Origin of the sequence: Lonsdalea britannica (assembly GCF_002111595.1) — a bacterium.
GTDB lineage: Bacteria > Pseudomonadota > Gammaproteobacteria > Enterobacterales > Enterobacteriaceae > Lonsdalea > Lonsdalea britannica.
On the sequence record NZ_LUTN01000007.1, the window covers coordinates 13,484 to 29,801 of the forward strand.

At 55.1% G+C, this 16,318-nt stretch carries 9 protein-coding genes, 1 tRNA gene and 2 pseudogenes; 6 read left to right on the forward strand and 6 right to left on the reverse strand.

The window, feature by feature from the left end; genetic code table 11:
• The first annotated feature begins 108 nt into the window (after positions 1-108).
• Positions 109-1,269 carry an NAD-dependent formate dehydrogenase gene (locus AU509_RS07565; RefSeq protein WP_094118053.1) on the forward strand — a complete coding sequence of 387 codons (1,161 nt, stop codon included), beginning with the start codon at positions 109-111 and terminating at the stop codon, positions 1,267-1,269.
• A 204-nt stretch (positions 1,270-1,473) separates the two neighbouring features.
• Here AU509_RS07565 and AU509_RS07570 read toward each other — a convergent pair whose 3' ends face one another.
• A complete protein-coding gene (locus tag AU509_RS07570) occupies positions 1,474-2,784 on the reverse strand; it encodes an MFS transporter (protein WP_094118054.1) in 1,311 nt (436 codons plus the stop codon).
• Between the two features lie 625 nt (positions 2,785-3,409).
• On the opposite strand from AU509_RS07570, the gene AU509_RS07575 reads away from it, so the two are divergent.
• Positions 3,410-3,485, forward strand: a tRNA-Gly gene (locus tag AU509_RS07575).
• Between the two features lie 327 nt (positions 3,486-3,812).
• Here the strand turns inward: AU509_RS07575 and AU509_RS18580 are convergent.
• From AU509_RS18580 to AU509_RS07585, 4 genes and pseudogenes are all read right to left on the reverse strand, one after another.
• Positions 3,813-4,478, reverse strand: a complete 666-nt coding sequence (locus AU509_RS18580; protein WP_322788435.1) for an aminotransferase class III-fold pyridoxal phosphate-dependent enzyme — start codon at positions 4,476-4,478, stop codon at positions 3,813-3,815.
• A pseudogene (locus tag AU509_RS18585) lies at positions 4,469-5,917 on the reverse strand (aminotransferase class III-fold pyridoxal phosphate-dependent enzyme); the annotation flags it as partial. The pseudogene AU509_RS18585 and the gene AU509_RS18580, both read right to left, overlap by 10 nt.
• A gap of 101 nt (positions 5,918-6,018) precedes the next feature.
• Positions 6,019-6,330, reverse strand: coding sequence for a hypothetical protein (locus AU509_RS18590; protein WP_254901542.1), 312 nt, complete (start codon positions 6,328-6,330; stop codon positions 6,019-6,021).
• Complete coding sequence (locus AU509_RS07585; protein WP_208640024.1) at positions 6,327-8,564, reverse strand: hypothetical protein; 2,238 nt, start codon at positions 8,562-8,564, stop codon at positions 6,327-6,329. Before AU509_RS07585 ends, AU509_RS18590 begins: the two co-directional genes overlap by 4 nt.
• A gap of 1,307 nt (positions 8,565-9,871) precedes the next feature.
• Here AU509_RS07585 and AU509_RS07590 point away from each other — a divergent pair.
• Positions 9,872-10,870, forward strand: a complete 999-nt coding sequence (locus AU509_RS07590) for a TolB-like translocation protein (protein WP_094118056.1) — start codon at positions 9,872-9,874, stop codon at positions 10,868-10,870.
• Positions 10,871-11,060: 190 nt separating this feature from the next.
• Here AU509_RS07590 and AU509_RS07595 read toward each other — a convergent pair whose 3' ends face one another.
• Entirely contained in the window at positions 11,061-11,693 is a 633-nt protein-coding gene (locus tag AU509_RS07595; RefSeq protein WP_094118057.1) for a LysE family translocator, read from the reverse strand.
• A gap of 900 nt (positions 11,694-12,593) precedes the next feature.
• Here AU509_RS07595 and nnr point away from each other — a divergent pair.
• The 3 genes and pseudogenes from nnr (at position 12,594) to amiB (ending at position 16,291) form a co-directional block, all read left to right on the forward strand.
• Positions 12,594-14,121, forward strand: a pseudogene (nnr, locus tag AU509_RS07600) (bifunctional ADP-dependent NAD(P)H-hydrate dehydratase/NAD(P)H-hydrate epimerase).
• Positions 14,118-14,588 (forward strand): tRNA (adenosine(37)-N6)-threonylcarbamoyltransferase complex ATPase subunit type 1 TsaE, encoded by a 471-nt coding sequence (gene tsaE / locus AU509_RS07605; protein ID WP_094118058.1) that lies wholly within the window; start codon positions 14,118-14,120, stop codon positions 14,586-14,588. The pseudogene nnr and the gene tsaE overlap by 4 nt, the downstream one beginning before the upstream one ends.
• A gap of 5 nt (positions 14,589-14,593) precedes the next feature.
• A complete protein-coding gene (amiB, locus tag AU509_RS07610) occupies positions 14,594-16,291 on the forward strand; it encodes an N-acetylmuramoyl-L-alanine amidase AmiB (protein WP_085651253.1) in 1,698 nt (565 codons plus the stop codon).
• The last annotated feature ends 27 nt before the right edge of the window (positions 16,292-16,318 follow it).

Genomic DNA, 16,318 nt, shown 5'->3' on the forward strand with positions numbered 1-16,318 from the left:
AACAATTGGACGCGTGATTATTAAGCGCCCAGACTGGGCCGAGTCACAAAAATTATAGCCTAAAATCAAGGCTATATAATTAACTTGCTTAGGTTTATGGAGATAACTATGTCCAAGATTTTGTGCGTATTGTATCCCGATCCTGTAACCGGTTTTCCCCCCGTCTATGCCCGCGACGATATCCCAGAAATTCTGACCTACCCGAATGGCCAGACTGCGCCCACGCCGTCAGGTGAACTAGGTTTTACCCCCGGAGAGCTGGTAGGCAGCGTCTCGGGTGAACTCGGGTTGCGTCGCTATCTGGAAAGTCAGGGGCATGAGCTGATTGTGACCAGCGATAAGGAAGGCGCTGACTCCGTGTTTGATCGTCATTTACCGGATGCCGATGTCGTCATTTCCCAACCGTTCTGGCCCGCTTACCTGACGGCTGAACGTATTGCCAAAGCGAAAAAACTGAAACTGGCGTTGACGGCGGGTATCGGCTCCGACCATGTCGATCTCAAAGCCGCCGCCGAACGCGGCATCACCGTGGCAGAAGTGACCTTCTCCAACTCCATCAGCGTGGCGGAGCACGTGGTGATGACGGTGCTGGCCCTGGTTCGCAACTACCTGCCTTCGCACCAAATCGCCAACAACGGCGGTTGGAATATCGCGGACTGCGTGGCGCGCAGCTATGATGTCGAGGGAATGCAGTTCGGGACGCTGGGCGCCGGGCGTATCGGTCTGGCGGCGCTGCGCCGTCTGAAACCTTTCGATATGAAGCTGCACTACTACGATCCTCATCGTCTGTCGCAAGAGGTCGAACATGAGCTTGGCTTAACCTACCACGAAACCCCGGAATCGCTGGTTAAAGTCTGTGATGTGGTTAACCTGCAAACCCCGCTGTATCCCTCGACGCAGGGATTCGTCAACGAAGCCTTCCTGTCTCAGTTCAAACGCGGGGCCTATTTGATCAACACCGCTCGTGGTGCGCTCTGCGATCGCGATGCGATTGCGCGCGCGTTGGAGTCGGGCCAGCTGGCAGGCTACGGCGGCGACGTCTGGTTCCCGCAACCTGCGCCGGTCGACCACCCATGGCGCCGCATGCCGCATCAAGGAATGACGCCGCATATTTCCGGAACCTCGCTGTCCGCGCAGGCGCGCTATGCGGCAGGGACGCTGGAAATTCTGCAAAACTTCCTCGAAGGGAAGCCGATCCGTCAGGAGTATCTGATTGTCGACGGCGGCAATCTGGCCGGCACTGGCGCCAACTCTTACAAGTTGGCCTGACGAAAAAGGTCGGTCACGGCGGCGGTCAGCGGCCGTCGCACGCCAAGGTGAGGGCCGGTATGCTCCTCTGTCGTCAGGACTGAGCATCCAATCCATATCGGCCCGCCCGGCAAATTGTGTCGTGCGTTCGTAATACAAAGAGTCCGATTCGTCGTGAGATCGTCAAAGAGAAAGGCCGCTTGATGCGGCCTTTTTGTCACAATCTTATCGGTTAACTATTTTGGCGGGCAGGGCAATCACCAGCAGAGAACTTGCCAGCAGGCAAGCGGCGAAAAACCACAGCGCACCCGCGCTGCTTCCGGTCAGATCCAGAGCAAATCCCATCAGCGAGTTACTCACCAAACCGGCAATGTTCGCCAGAGAGCAGGCGAGGGCGAACCCCGTAGCCGCGGCGGTGCCAGTGAGGAAGGTGGCGGGCAGGCTGAAAAAGACCGGCACCGCACCGATAATGGTGGCCTGTGCGATGGCAAAAAGTAGGACCGTGGCAATGACGTTGTCGGCGAAGAACGTACTGGACGCCATGGCGATGGCGCCGATGACAAAAGGGACGATGATGTGCCAGCGGCGTTCACGTCGGCGATCTGAACTCGCGCCAATCACCAGCATTCCCAACAGCGCAGCCAGACTGGGGAGCGCGGTCAACAGTCCGATATGGAAGGGATCGGCGACGCCCGCTTGCCTGATGAGCGTCGGCATCCAGAATCCCAGGGCGTAGGCGCTTAGCAAAATCGAAAAATCGATGCCGCCCAGCATCCATACCTTCAGATTGAAAAAGCCTTCCCGGAAACGGTGATGAGAATGGCCACTCTCGGCCTCGTCTTGTTTAAGCGCGAGCGCAATCTGCGTTTTCTCTTGCTCATTGAGCCAGTTGGCCTGCCGATAGCTGCTGGGTAGCACCCGCAGCGTCAGGATGCCCAGCAGAATAGTGGGCAGCCCTTCCAGCAAGAACAGCCATTGCCACCCACGCAGACCGTGGAGCTGATCGAAATGGATCATGATCCAGCCGGACAGCGGTCCGCCGACGATGCTCGACAGGGGCAGCCCGATCATAAACAAGGCAATGACCCGGCCGCGGCGCTGGGAAGGAAACCACTGGGTCAGATAATAAAGCACGCCCGGCAGGAAGCCGGCCTCGGCGGCACCGAGGAGAAAACGCAGGATGTAGAACTGCTCCGGCGTAGTCACCAGCAGTGTGCAGGTCGATAACAGGCCCCACGAGATCATGATGCGGGCGATCCAGATCCTGGCGCCGATCTTCTCCAGCATCAGGTTGCTGGGAACCTCAAACAGGATATAGCCGACGAAAAACAGTCCGGCACCGAGCCCGAAGGCAGTTTCGCTGAAGTGTAAATCTTCCACCATTTGCAGCTTGGCGAAGCCGACGTTAATACGGTCCAGATAGGCGGTCAAATAGCAGAAACAAAGAAAAGGGATGAGTTTCCAAATGATTTTTCGATAAAGCGCAGGTTCATCTTCTTTTACCGGGGTCGTCCCGGCAGCAGACGCGTGAGTCATGTCAGATATTCCTCATCCATCCCATTGATGACTGTCGGCTATAGGCTTTGTTCCGCAGCGTGTCGCGTGACGGTAAGAAAAGCGGTAGGCGGAAGCGTAAACTAAAACGTAAACAAAGCCTCAGTGTGATGCGCCACGGTCGCTTGGCATTCGATAGCGCGGTGGAAAGTCAGTCTACTGAGATGCCCAAAGTCTGGCTAGCGCAATTGAGTAAAAAAGCGGCGATAGGCAGAGAGCAATCGATTCTCTGATTCTAATGTCCTTCATTATGCAAAACCCGGCTCGGTGGGGGCTCCCGATCATGAGATGCTGAGTGGGCGTTGAGGTATGGGAAGGAAAGCCCAAAGGCAAGAGGATGCCGTCACGATCGTCTTTCGTCACGCGTGGGGTGATCCCTCGTCTCCGCTGGGAATAGCCGCCAAAAGGGGCAACTTGATGCTCTAATGAGCAGATAAACCGATTCTCGTCTGTTCTGTTAAAAAAGGGCTTGCCATCATCCGCAAAGAGCGACATAATGCGCCCACTTCTTCGGAAGACATAGATAAAACGCTGATTAATCAACGGATTGAGAGTTTTATTTATCGAATGACTTCACATTTTACCCCCAGTGAAAGTCAGTTGCGACGCGGGAATAGCTCAGTTGGTAGAGCACGACCTTGCCAAGGTCGGGGTCGCGAGTTCGAGTCTCGTTTCCCGCTCCAATTTCTTTAATCTATAGGCAGCTATCCAGCTCTGTAGATGTCTCATACAACAAGCAGCACTGCTCTGTTGATATTCAAAAAACCACACCAAATATTCTCAACAATTCCACCGTCGTGTTTCAACATGCGTAAGACTCCAGTGTTATAAACGATCCGAATGATTGGCTAAGCCTCCTCGATTGATAACGCCCATCCTGTTTTTTCCGCAAACACCTCCAGATATACGCTTACACCGCTGCCCGTAACGTACAAACGCCGCACCAGCGCGGGATGCGCCAGTGCGGAGAGGCTAGCCTAGTTGGGACAGAACCCTATCGAATGAGTGCGTTAGGCTTCAAAAGTCGAGAGGTCTTCACAGACCTGACCCAGCGCGTTGATGAACCGTTCGGCCTGATCCAGCGACAAAATCAGCGGAGGCTGAATGCGCATGACCCGGTTGTTGTTGGCCGTCACGAAGGTCAGGATATGATGTTCCTGTGAGAGTTTGGTCATGATGCGCAGCACGAACATATCCGCCATCGTGGATTCCATCTCCTCCATCGCCGCTTCCAGATGTTCGCGGGCTTTCATGGGCATCATCCGGTAGGTGGCTGCGGCTTTGGCCGGGAGTCGGCTGGTCATTTCCCGAACGAACGCCTCAATCCCGCCTGAAACATCATTCTGGAATTCAACGGCCAGCATCATGCCTCGTCCGCGGACTTCTTTGATGAAGTAGTGCTTGCGAGCCAGATCATCCAGCCCCTGCCGCAAATAAGCGCCGACCTGACGGGCATTGCCGGGGAGGTCCTCTTGTTCAATGACATCCAGCGAAGCCAGTGCCGCCGCCGCCGCGAAATTGCCGCCGCCGAATGTCGAAGTGTGCAGCGCAAAGCGATCGATATTGCCGTAGGCTCGCTGCCAGACCGCTTTCGATGATAACGTCGCGCCGATAGGCACGATCCTCCGGAAAGCGATTTGGACAGCACCATGATATCCGGCGATACCTCCTCCCACTGACAGGCGAACATCTTGCCGGTTCGGCCAAGGCCGGTCTGAATTTCATCGAGAATCCACAAGCATTCATGCTCTGAACACAGCGCCCTTACGGCGGAAAGATAGCCTTCCGGCGGCATAATGACGCCGCCTTCGCCCTGAATCGGCTCCATGATGAAGCCCATCACATCGCCTTTTTGCAATCGGGCTTGCAGCGCGTCGATATCGCCGAACGGAATTTCCTCGCAGCGGGACAACAGCGGTTTGAATACCGTACGATGTTTCTCACGGCCGGTAACCGACAGCGCCCCCAGCGTCTTGCCGTGATAACCGTTGGCGCAATACAGCAGCGTGGGCTTATCGCTGGCGGCCATCGCCAGCTTTAACGCCGCCTCGACGGCTTCGGTTCCCGAGTTGCTGAGGAACACGCGCTCCAGTTCTCCCGGCGTGATTTGAGACAGCCTTTTAGCCAGGAGGCTGGCATGCAACGGCGCGGACAAATATTGCACGAAGGTGGGGTGTTGCTGCGTAAGGTACTCCTGGAGTTTGGCGGTCACGCCTGGATGGTTGTGTCCGGTATTCAGGCAACCGTATCCCGCCAGAAAGTCCAGATAGCGGCGGCCGTCCAAGTCGGTGAGCCAGCATCCTTCGCCGTGATTGAACACCCGTTCGACGTGATTAAACTCATAGAACTCTCGCAACACCGGATTGATGTGTTCACCGAAGCAACGCAGGACTTCTGCGCGAAGGTGTTGAGCGTCCTCTTCTCCGCTGCCGACGGCGGCAAGCGGCTGACCTCCGTGGAATCGCCGTAATGTATGGAAGGTCGCTTCACTGACCGTTTCGCCCAGGCTGGTCAGCGGACGGGGAAAGAAGCCATGCCGCTCCGCAATACGGCCGATCTCCAGAACCCGTTCGACGGGCAATTCACGGCCGAGCGAAAAGGGCTCCGCGCGTTTTTCCAGAGAAAGAAGGATGGTTTCGGCGAGGCAGCCGTTGAGGTTGCGTTTCGGGTCGAGCCCTAACGCCATCGCGCCAAAACTGACGGCGTCGCTCGCGGAGACCAGACCGCCGTCAATCACCAAAATATCGTCCCGTTTCTCCCAGCCGGGCTGCGTATCTTTAGGCAGCGCAGCATCGATAATCACGCTGCCCGGCATCAGTCGCTGCGGATCAATCACATTTCCGCTGGAGGTCGCGGCTACGAACAGTTTGATTTTGTCGTAACAGGCTTCCACGCTGGGGTACAGCGTGACTTGCCGGTGAAACGACGCCGGTAAGTAATCTAGCAGAACGGCCGGCTGCTGCCTTTCGTCCCGATGTACCAGATGTAATCGGCATCCCTTTGGCGCCAGCAGTCGGGCGACGGCCAAACCGATCGAACCGGGATAGCCCAAAATGGCGACTTCCGCCTGCTCAGGAGAAATATTGAGGGCGGACAGCACCTCTAGCAGATTCATATAGGTCGCGTAGGCCGTGAGTGAGTTACCGGTTGTCACCGGAACCTGCGTGCGTTCCAACGTCTGTTGGCCGCGGTTGCCGACGATGGAGGTAAAGCCCCCTAGACCGACCAGTTCAGCCCCTTCGTTTTTAAGCGCGTTGACGCCTTCCACCACCCGCTCGGCGATGCGCCTCGCTGACTCAGCATCTGTTCGGCTGTTAACGGCATGAACTGCAAGATACCTTCGCACTGCGCACCGCAGGCGCTGACGATGCGGGTGAATTCGACGAAAGGAACCAGATTGCGCTGACGCCAAAGCGCCGGGTCGTAGCCGTTAGCCTGCTCTTCCAGCATACGGCCCGTCATATCGAGCATTTTGACCTGATGCAGCAGTTCTTTAGACGTAGGGTGAGCGATAAAACCGAATTTCATTGTATTTCTCCATTGGCGATAGGTCGACGGCTCCAAAAGTCTTCTGAGGTCAGGCTCAGGCCATCCCCTTCGGAGTTGTGTCCAAGCCAGACATCAAAGACGTTGATGCGACCCGGCGCGGTTAACGCTTCACGCAACGTGGTGGGGCAAAATTGGCGCAGTGTTCGGCGGTGAACGTTGACGCCATGAATCGTGCTGTCATCGGGGATGTCTTTTGTCTCGGCCATAGGAATATCGACCTGCTGATACCGGCTCGGCATATAGCGCTTGTCCAGATAGCTTTGGATCATGGAAAGCCCGCCATTGGTCAGATAGAAAATGGTGACGTTGCCGCCGCGCTTGAGCAGCCCTTTCGCCGACGACATGATCAACCGCTGTTCGATGTCCGGGACCAGCGCGCGCGCGCCATCGCCGATAAAGGCCAACAGGTTGTGTTCGTTGTTCAGCGCGATATAGGGCAGGGACATCAGGCCATCCCCCATCAGGGCGCGACCATACCAACCGGAGAAACCGTGGTCGGTGCGCACTACATTGCGGATCGCCGACAGGCTGCAACGGCCCACATCGTATACGCCGGTATAGCGATACCCTTGCTGTTGGATCAGGTCGGTCAGCAGCAGACTCAGCTGAGTAAAGAAGTAATTTGGCGTCATCGGCATCGTTTCGATGCTCTCGCTGGGCAGGGCGGCCGGTAGGCTCCGCAAACGCTCCAGCAAGGCGAGACGAGTGGTCAGCACCTCGGGATCGACCTCCAGACGGGGTTCTAAATAGTCCAGAAAATCCGTCAACCCCATATCGAGGGCCAGATGGGTGAACGGAGACAGATGCGACGCATCACGGGTCACCTGCACAACGTTGAAATTGCGTTTGAGCTTGATGGCGGAATAGGGCGTGGCCGATTGCTCAATCCTGCTGTTAAGGAAAAAGAGCCAGGGCTTGCCTTCTCCCTGCTGAGGCGGCGTTTCCAGAAACTCGTAGGTTGCACGGTTAAAGCCGTACATGGATAGCGTTCCCAGGTAGTTCTGTACGGGTTCGCCTTTCCGGTAAGCCGGTACGCTACCGGGATGAATAATGCTGTCGACCAACCCGATGCCGGCTTTCGCTGTTAAACGCAGTACGCGTGTTCGTTCTTCTTCGGTGATCAGGTCGCAGTGCCACAGTATCCGGGCGCGATCGTGATTGATCGCCGCGATCGCCTGATTCAGGCGCTCGCGCTGATCGGCGGAAAGCGTTGTCCCGATACGCGCAGGTGGCGGCGGGATCTCGGGTTCATCCAACTGCGACTCCAGCAGGGTTTGCGTCGCCAGGACAAAGGTGGGCGCCGGTTGACGATCAAGAGACTGGAAGGCGCCCTGAATGCCGGTGACTAAATTCTCAGGGGTGCTGATGAAACAGTGCCATAGGCCCCGGGCGGCGATCACCGCATGGCCGTCATTAGCGGCGTCCAGCGTTCCCTGAAACGGATACCAGACGGTGGGCAGGGATTCCGCGCAAACAATCATGCCCGGCGCGCCCGCGTGTTTGAGGTTTGCCAGAGTGCCGCGCATTTCGTCTATCATGCCGGAGGTCATCGCTATCACATAAGCGCGGCCATACAGCTGCCAGCCTGCCAGCGCGCTAACGGCAAGAGAATGTTCATTGTTGCCGGTGAGACAACGTGGGTCTGAACCGTCCATCAACGCCTTCATTGAGTTGATGAACCGGCCGACCATCGATCCCGTGAAATAGTGGAAATCCCACCGATCGCCCCAACGCGCGGTCATGTGGCGATGTATCGTTTTCGCCAGCGTCCCGGGCTCGTTCCCATTTTGGTAGGTGCGCATAAGAATCCGGCTGAAATAGGCGTGTTCCAGATGGTCCAGAATCAATCGCAAAATATCGGCGCGACGATGCCAGGGATGGGAATGCAGGACGCGCACCTGCTTGCGGCTTCCCGATCGGTTCATCCACTTCCCCAGCGCATCTTCGCGGCATAACAGCATCGTTGAATAGGGAGAAAAAAGCGCGTCGGGCTGGCTGTTGATGAACGGCAGAAAGGGATCTTCCTCTTCAGGCTCTTTGTCTCTGGCGTCTAACAAAACACATTCGATCGGGCTCTGCGGTTGCGGGTTCGCGGCCTGCGATTCAAGGGCCGTGGCGACGGTGTTGAAACAGGTGAGTGTCAGACTGATATTCTTAGCCTGATGCTGTGAAAAATAGTGACGAGCCTGTTCGAGCATCTGGTGATAAAACATATCATCGCCAGCAGGGGGCGATTGACAAGGTGACGTGCCGTTATGCTCATTCAATAATGAGTTGATATTATCTAGGACCAGGTTTACATCCAGAATAAGTTTTTCATCCTGGCTGATGAGGCAAACAAGAATGTTTCGAGTGTTTGGCTGTGTCAGCATTGGTTCCCCTCATGGATAATTTATAAAACATAAATCTGACTTGGATAAACAGCCTGCTTTACGGCACAGCCCTCTCGCGAAGGGCATATCCATATACGGCCATAAGTGCAAAGAACCGCCTTCCTGTAATTCGAATGAATCAGGAAAGATAAAAACGTCTGTGAAGGTCGTTAATTAACGGCTTGTCCGTATGATCAATAATGATTTTTAGGCGTAATTCTGCGGTTGATTCAATCTTATAAACGGCGCTCCTGTGGCTATCAATATTATTGATGATGATATTGCTGGGTGTGCTATTTAAGCACCCGGTTCCGTCCGGTGGGCGCCAATGTTAACCGATATATTTTAAATATAAACATCTGATTATGAATATTTCATGACTCACGTACTGGTATTCATTTGGTCTGTATTTTTTATAAATTAATTAACGGAGTCGGCTGGCGACTGGTGGAGGGGATTAATGACATAATGAGATGAATATAAAATAGGCGTAAAGCTTATCGATTGAGCTATATTTTTATTTTATACGTAGAAGGTTATTTAAAAGTTCTTAAAAAGTTCCCTACACGGTAAATAATGATGCATTTTAGTCATTGCAATATCGATTATCATCGACCAGCATTTGCTGGATTGCTAGTGTTGATAAAAACAAATCCAATAAATCTCTGTTTTATGACGGAGTCAAACAGCAAGGTTATGTATTAAATATTAACGTCATCATCTCTTCTCAATAAACCTGGTTTTTTATTCCTATATTGAAAGCATTGAGTTTTTTTGCCTGAGAGGCAGGCTTAGGTATTTCTAGTACCTTTCTTTAGTCCAAGATGAATCAAGATATTGAGCGTCAGTCAGCATGCGGGTGAATACGGTAAGCATACCGCGTGCGAGAGGCTTACCCGATCCCGTTCATCTTTCCTAAAGTGTTGATTAATCCGTCAATCCGGTTTACCCGCCACATGATGATACTTAAGATATATTTGACTATGTCACGACGGAAACCCTAAAAACATCGGGATTACGGGCGTAATCATAGGTATGACTGGTCGTTAACACTCAAAGTGATAAGCCTTTTTATGTCAATGATGATGGGGTTATCGCCGAGAGGTCGCGGCCAGGACACATTCATATAAGGTAAGGATGCTTTAACTATGCAACCCAAATTATGGGCAACCGCGCTGATGTGCGGCGCGCTTTTGGCGGGTTTCACCGCGGACTCTCAAGCCAAATGTATTTCCGACCACACCACGGAAAGTGACTCAACGTTTCCCTCCACGCTGAAAGGCAAGCTCGCCTACCACACCTACGTCAGCTACGAAGATGGCACCAGCCAGATCTTTATTTATGATTTTGCGGCTAAAAAAGTGACGCAGGTGTCTTCATCATCGTGGGGGATTCAGGACCCTATGAACGCGGTATTCAGTCCCGACGGTCAATGGCTGGCCTTTATGGGTATCAAGGACGATGCCTGGAATATCTTTATGTGGCGAGTGGACTCGGCCGACCTGCCGGTTAACCTGACCAACAGCACGGGAGATACCCGCAACGAGGATCCCAAGTTTAGCGCCGATGGCAGCGCGCTGTTTTTCAAGCAGGACGGCGATGTGATGAAGGCGACGTTGAGTTTCGACAACGGGGCGCCAGTGTTCGGCTCGCAGACCAATCTGACCAACTCCTCATCAACCATCGAAAGCTCGATGCCGTATCCGTCTGCGGATGGCAAGCAGGTGTATTACGCGGCAGGAGAGGAGTCGGGCGTCACAGGCGTATACAGACTGACGCTCGCTACCGGCAAAAAGGTGGTCTTCGACAAGCCGAATGGTCTGGAAGCCTACTACCCGACGGTTCGTCAGGATGGACGAGTTTTTTACTCTCGCTGGAAGGATTCGAGCGGAACCGACCAGCTGTACACCAAGGTGAATCCCAGCGACAAGGCTGAACAACTGTCGATTAACGATTGCGACAGTAATAACTCTGATGCCTTCCCTGTGAATGGCACAGACTATGTCTTCTTTTCGTCTACCTCTGAAGGTCAATACCAGCTGTATCTCGGCGAGGTCAGCACGGGTAAACGCTGGAGCCTCTCCTCGTTCCACGTCAATGACGACACAGATAAAGAGACGCTTGGGGCTAACTACTTCAGCAGATAAACGTCATTTTGCATGACGACGGACGTCAATCAGGCGTCCGTTCTGGAGAAGAAAGGAGGGCGGCTTCTGACGTGTTTTTTCCCTTTCCTAATAAAAAAAGTAAGCACTTGCAAACGTTGAGGGCCTTTTGCCATAGGCACAGTGACGCTTGCCATCATCGAGATGCATGCCTTACTGATGGTATTCTTCGCTAGCGGCGCCCTTCCATTACCATCCGTATGGCCAGCCCGGCCAAAACGGTTCCCATCAGCCAACGTTGGATCACGCTCCACAAAGGACGTCTCGTCAGGAAGACGGCGATAGAGCCGGCCATGACGGCAATCAGTGCGTTAATGCTGACGCTAATGGCGATTTGCACCATGCCGAGCATCAAAGACTGCGTCAGTACATGGCCCTGCTCCGGGGTGATGAATTGAGGGAGTAGCGAGAGATACATCACCGCGATTTTGGGGTTGAGCAAGTTGGTGACGAAGCCCATGAAAAACAGTCTGGACGGCGTGTCCGGACGCAGTTCCCGTACTTCAAACGGCGAACGCCCACCGGGTCTGACGGCCTGCCAGGCGAGATACAGCAGATAAAGCGCCCCGCCAAAGCGTAAAACGTCGTAGGCATAAGGGATCGCCATGACCAGCGCGGTAATCCCCGCCGCCGCACATAGCATGTAAAACACAAATCCCAGCGCAACGCCGCCCAGCGAAATCAGCCCTGCTTTGGGTCCCTGACACAACGAGCGGGAAACCAGATAAATCATGTTTGGGCCGGGCGTTAGTACCAGCCCCAGCGAGATCAAAGCAAAAGTGATGAGATTCGAGAATTCAGGCATAGGCCCCTCTATATGAAGGCGATGGCACGAACGGCCGCAGGAGAGAGCCTCTGCGGGTCGGCTGCTTTTGGGTATCCCATTCTGCCCGTCAAACCGAAAAAAATTTCCATCTTTTTTATTTATTGTCTGATTATTGAACTAACCTAATTGAGTCGTTTTTGACGGGCATGGACAGAGTCGCCTGCCGACAGGGAACGGCGATAGACGGAATATCGCGGTCTTACTGCGCGTCGAGGAGTGAAGAGTCAAAACGCTTGCCAATTCGGATTCACTGAGCCATAATGCCGTCCCCTAAGCATGCTGTATTTTAAAATCCTTATAAATCAGTGTGTTACAAAACCCGGGGCATAAATTGATTCCCTATTGCTAATAGCGCTATCGGTTTTATCTCTCCAAGAGCATTCCTGCTTTCCGCAAAAGTAAATCTCATAAGTTTTTAAACAGACTTATCCACAGATTTCTTGACGACGGTGTTTGATGACACACCGAGGGTCCAGGGAACGGTGTTTTTTATCTCCATGAATTCAAAAGATAAATTTTAGATAAAAAACGCCACTTTGATCACTTGTACTTTTTGTCACGCTTGATTGGCAAAGAGTTTTTAAATTTATCCACAGGCGAGACCGGTGCAAAATCGGTGTATTTTCACCCTCATCGTCATCCCCTCCTGATTGACCCTTCACCGCGCGTTTCTCTCGCTTATCTGGCCCTGTCATTCGCCAACGCCGTGTGGCGGAGTAAACTGATAGCGGTTTGCGCTGCCTTTTCGGAAGAATGAGGCATTTTCAGTCAGCGTGGGTGACGCCTGAAGTGAAGAGTGATTGCTGAGGGGCCGCGTTATCGCGTTCACGCCCGGTGCCGGTGTGAGGGCGCATCTACAGAAATGAGAAGGGGCATGTCATGATCGATTGCAGCATCAATTCTGTATCCGAAGCATTACCTGATACGGTCTTTCGGGCCGACTGGCTGAGGCGGGAGGAGGCGGGGGCGGCGCAGTCGGTTGGCGTGTCGCTCTATACGCTGATGCAAAGAGCAGGCTCCGCCGCATTTGCGTTGGCGCGCTTGCAGTACCCGTCGGCCCAGCACTGGCTGGTTCTTGCCGGACACGGCAACAACGGCGGCGATGGGTATGTAGTTGCAACCCTGGCGAAAGCCGCTGGCCTAAGCATTTCGGTGATAGCCTGTCCCGGAGAGCGTCCGCTGCCGTCCGAAGCCGAACAGGCCAGAGCGCAGTGGATCGCCGATGGCGGCACTGCGCTGACGCCGGAATCCGTCTGGCCTGATGATGTCGATCTCATTATCGACGGTCTGCTGGGCACCGGTCTTTCCGCCGCGCCGAGAGCCCCTTACGACCGATTGATCGAATCGGCCAATGCGCACGCGGCACCCACGGTAGCGTTGGATATTCCCTCAGGACTCAATGCCGAAACCGGCCATGCCGCAGGCGCGGTGATCGACGCCGCACATACGATCACGTTCATTACCCTGAAGCCCGGTCTGCTAACCGGTCAGGCCCGCGACCATGTTGGGCGGCTGCGCATCGACGATCTGGCGCTGTCAGCGTGGGTGAAGTCTCAGGACGCGCTATCCAGCGTCTCACGCCGCGCCATCTTTCTCAGTGGCTTAAGCCGCGTCGGCCGGGAGCGCACAAAGGAGATAACGGCCGTCTGCTGATTGTCGGCGGCGACGCGGGCACAGGCGGTGCGATTTTCATGGCTGGTGAGTCGGCTCTGCGCGCGGGTGCTGGTTTAGTGCGAGTACTCACTCACCGTGAATACCTCGCTGCGCTGTTGGTGTCTCGTCCTGAACTGATGGTTCAGGAGCTCAATACGGCGACGTTGCGACAAGGACTGGAGTGGGCTGATGTGGTGGTGATCGGCCCTGGTCTGGGCCAGGGAGAATGGGGGAGAAATGCCCTTCGGATCGCAGAAAATTGTAACAAATCCATGTTATGGGATGCGGATGCGCTCAACCTGCTGGCAATCAGCCCGCATAAACGTCAGAATCGCATCCTGACGCCCCATCCCGGCGAGGCGGCACGGCTGCTGAACTGTCGCGTTGCCGATATTGAAAGTGACCGCTTACTTTCAGCGGAAAAGCTCGTGAAACGCTACGGCGGCGTCGTGGTACTGAAAGGTGCGGGAACGGTGATCGCCAATGAGCAAGGCGCGCTGCTATCGCCGACGTCGGTAACCCGGGCATGGCCACGGGGGGGATGGGCGATGTGCTTTCCGGCATTATCGGTGCGCTGGCGGCGCAGAAACTTTCGTTGTATGACGCGGCCAGAGCCGGATGTGTGGTTCATGGCGCCGCCGCCGACTGGCTGGCGAAACAGCGTGGCCCCCGCGGCATGCTGGCGACGGATTTGATGCCTGTACTGGCGCAGTATGTAAACCCTGAGTGGATATCCTTAGAAAAGACAGAATGAAGACATTTTCTCTACCTCTGCCTGACGAAGCGGCAACTATTGCACTTGGTGCGACACTGGCTCAAGCCTGCGACCGCACCGTGATTATCTATCTTTATGGCGATTTGGGCGCGGGCAAGACCACGCTGAGCCGAGGGTTCTTACAGGCGCTCGGACACACAGGCAATGTCAAAAGTCCCACTTACACGCTGGTGGAGCCTTACATGCTATCGCCGCGTCCGGTTTACCATTTCGATCTGTACCGACTGGCGGACCCCGAAGAGCTCGAGTTCATGGGCATTCGCGACTATTTGTCAGAGGATGCCATCTGCCTGATCGAATGGCCTCAGCAGGGCGCGGGAATATTGCCTCCTGCTGATTTGGAATTGCGCCTGAGCTATCAGGATGCGGGCCGTCAGGCGGAGATTCAGGTGTTGTCGGACACAGGCGAACACATTGCGGCGCGTTGGATAGGTCAGTCGGAGTAGACGTGATGATCGTGCGGTTGATGAAGGCTTTATTTGGCGTTGTTCTCTTCCTGTCATGGCCGCTTTGGGCTGCGAATCTTTCAGATATTCAGGTCGATAACGCTTCCGGGCTGGCAAAGGTCACCCTCAGTTTCAGCGGGCAGCCGATCTATGCGTTTTTCCCGCTCAGCAATCCCGACCGGGTTGTGATCGACATCCGGCAAACCGGCGTGATCAAAGGGTTGCCGCTCGCCTTTAGCGGTAGCAACCTGATCGATCGCATTCGTACCAGCGAAGCGAAGGACGCGCAAAGCCTGCGTTTGGTCTTCGAACTGACGAAGCCTGCCAAAACGCGTGCGACGACGACGAAGCACGGCGATAACTACACCGTTGTTTTCACGGTGAGCGCCGAGCAGTCGCCGCGCGCAGCCGACCGAACCTCGCCAACGGAAGCCCGAGCGGCCTCGAAACCCGTTAAGCCTGCCGAGCCGCCGCAAAGTCCGTTCAATAATAAGCCGACGGTGGTGACCAGTAGCGCTTCAGCGACCCCGACGCGTGCGTCTGCGCGCCGTCCGACGTCGACTGGCGATGAAATTGTGGTCGCGATTGACGCTGGGCATGGCGGTCAGGATCCCGGAGCTATCGGCCCCGGCGGCCTGCAGGAAAAAAACGTGACTATCGGCATTGCGCGCAAGCTGCGCGAGCTGCTGAACAAAGACCCGGTATTCAAACCGGTGCTGACGCGGGACGGCGACTACTTTATTTCCGTGATGGGCCGTTCCGACGTGGCGCGTAAGCAGGGGGCCAACCTGCTGGTATCACTCCACGCGGACGCCGCCCCTAACCGCGGCGCGACGGGCGCATCGGTGTGGGTGCTGTCTAACCGCCGGGCCAACAGCGAAATGGCGACCTGGCTTGAACAGCATGAGAAGCAGTCTGAGCTGCTGGGCGGCGCGGGCGACCTGCTGGCGAATAACAACGCCGATCCTTATCTGAGTCAGGCGGTGCTGGATCTCCAGTTCGGGCACTCACAGCGTGTCGGCTATGATGTGGCGGTGAAGGTGTTACGTGAATTGCAGCGCGTCGGCAGCTTGCACAAAGTCCGCCCCGAACATGCCAGCCTCGGCGTGCTGCGCTCGCCGGATATTCCGTCGTTACTGGTCGAAACCGGGTTTATCTCCAATCCTGGCGAAGAACGTCTTTTAGGCAGCAGCGATTATCAGGAACGCGTCGCAAAAGCGATCTATCTGGGGTTGCGCGGCTATTTCGAAACGCATCCTTTGCAGAATGCGCCCAAACATGACAAACGGCCTGCCATTTTGCCAGTCTCCAAACCGGTGGTTTCCAACAGTACGACGCCTGCTGGCCCTGCTGCGCGGCATACCGTCGGAAAAGGCGAAACGTTGTCGGGGATTGCGTCGCGCTACGGCGTCAGTCCGTCGACGATACGCGACGCGAATCACCTGAAAAAAGACGTGGTGTGGGTCGGGCAACGGTTGAGGATACCGGGCGGCGCGGAATCGACTATCGCACAGACGAGAGCTGCCCCGGCGACACAGAGAGCCACGACGGCGAAGAAGGTGACGCATAAGGTAGTGCGCGGTGATAGTCTGAGTTCGATTGCGGACCATTACGATGTCAGCATGAAAGCAATCCAGCAGGCCAACAAGCTGCCATCGCAGACGGTACAACTCGGACAAACGCTGGTTATCCCCGCCACCTGAGGCCGACATTGCAGTCAACCAAGGAGA

Excerpts from the sequence above, each read along its gene's own strand:
- AU509_RS07595 (WP_094118057.1), bottom strand. The coding sequence starts at position 11,693 with ATGCCTGAATTCTCGAATCTCATCACTTTTGCTTTGATCTCGCTGGGG.
- AU509_RS07570 (WP_094118054.1), bottom strand. The coding sequence starts at position 2,784 with ATGACTCACGCGTCTGCTGCCGGGACGACCCCGGTAAAAGAAGATGAA.
- AU509_RS07565 (WP_094118053.1), top strand. The coding sequence starts at position 109 with ATGTCCAAGATTTTGTGCGTATTGTATCCCGATCCTGTAACCGGTTTT.
- amiB (WP_085651253.1), top strand. The coding sequence starts at position 14,594 with ATGATCGTGCGGTTGATGAAGGCTTTATTTGGCGTTGTTCTCTTCCTG.
- AU509_RS18590 (WP_254901542.1), bottom strand. The coding sequence starts at position 6,330 with ATGAAATTCGGTTTTATCGCTCACCCTACGTCTAAAGAACTGCTGCAT.
- tsaE (WP_094118058.1), top strand. The coding sequence starts at position 14,118 with ATGAAGACATTTTCTCTACCTCTGCCTGACGAAGCGGCAACTATTGCA.
- AU509_RS07590 (WP_094118056.1), top strand. The coding sequence starts at position 9,872 with ATGCAACCCAAATTATGGGCAACCGCGCTGATGTGCGGCGCGCTTTTG.
- AU509_RS07585 (WP_208640024.1), bottom strand. The coding sequence starts at position 8,564 with ATGTTTTATCACCAGATGCTCGAACAGGCTCGTCACTATTTTTCACAG.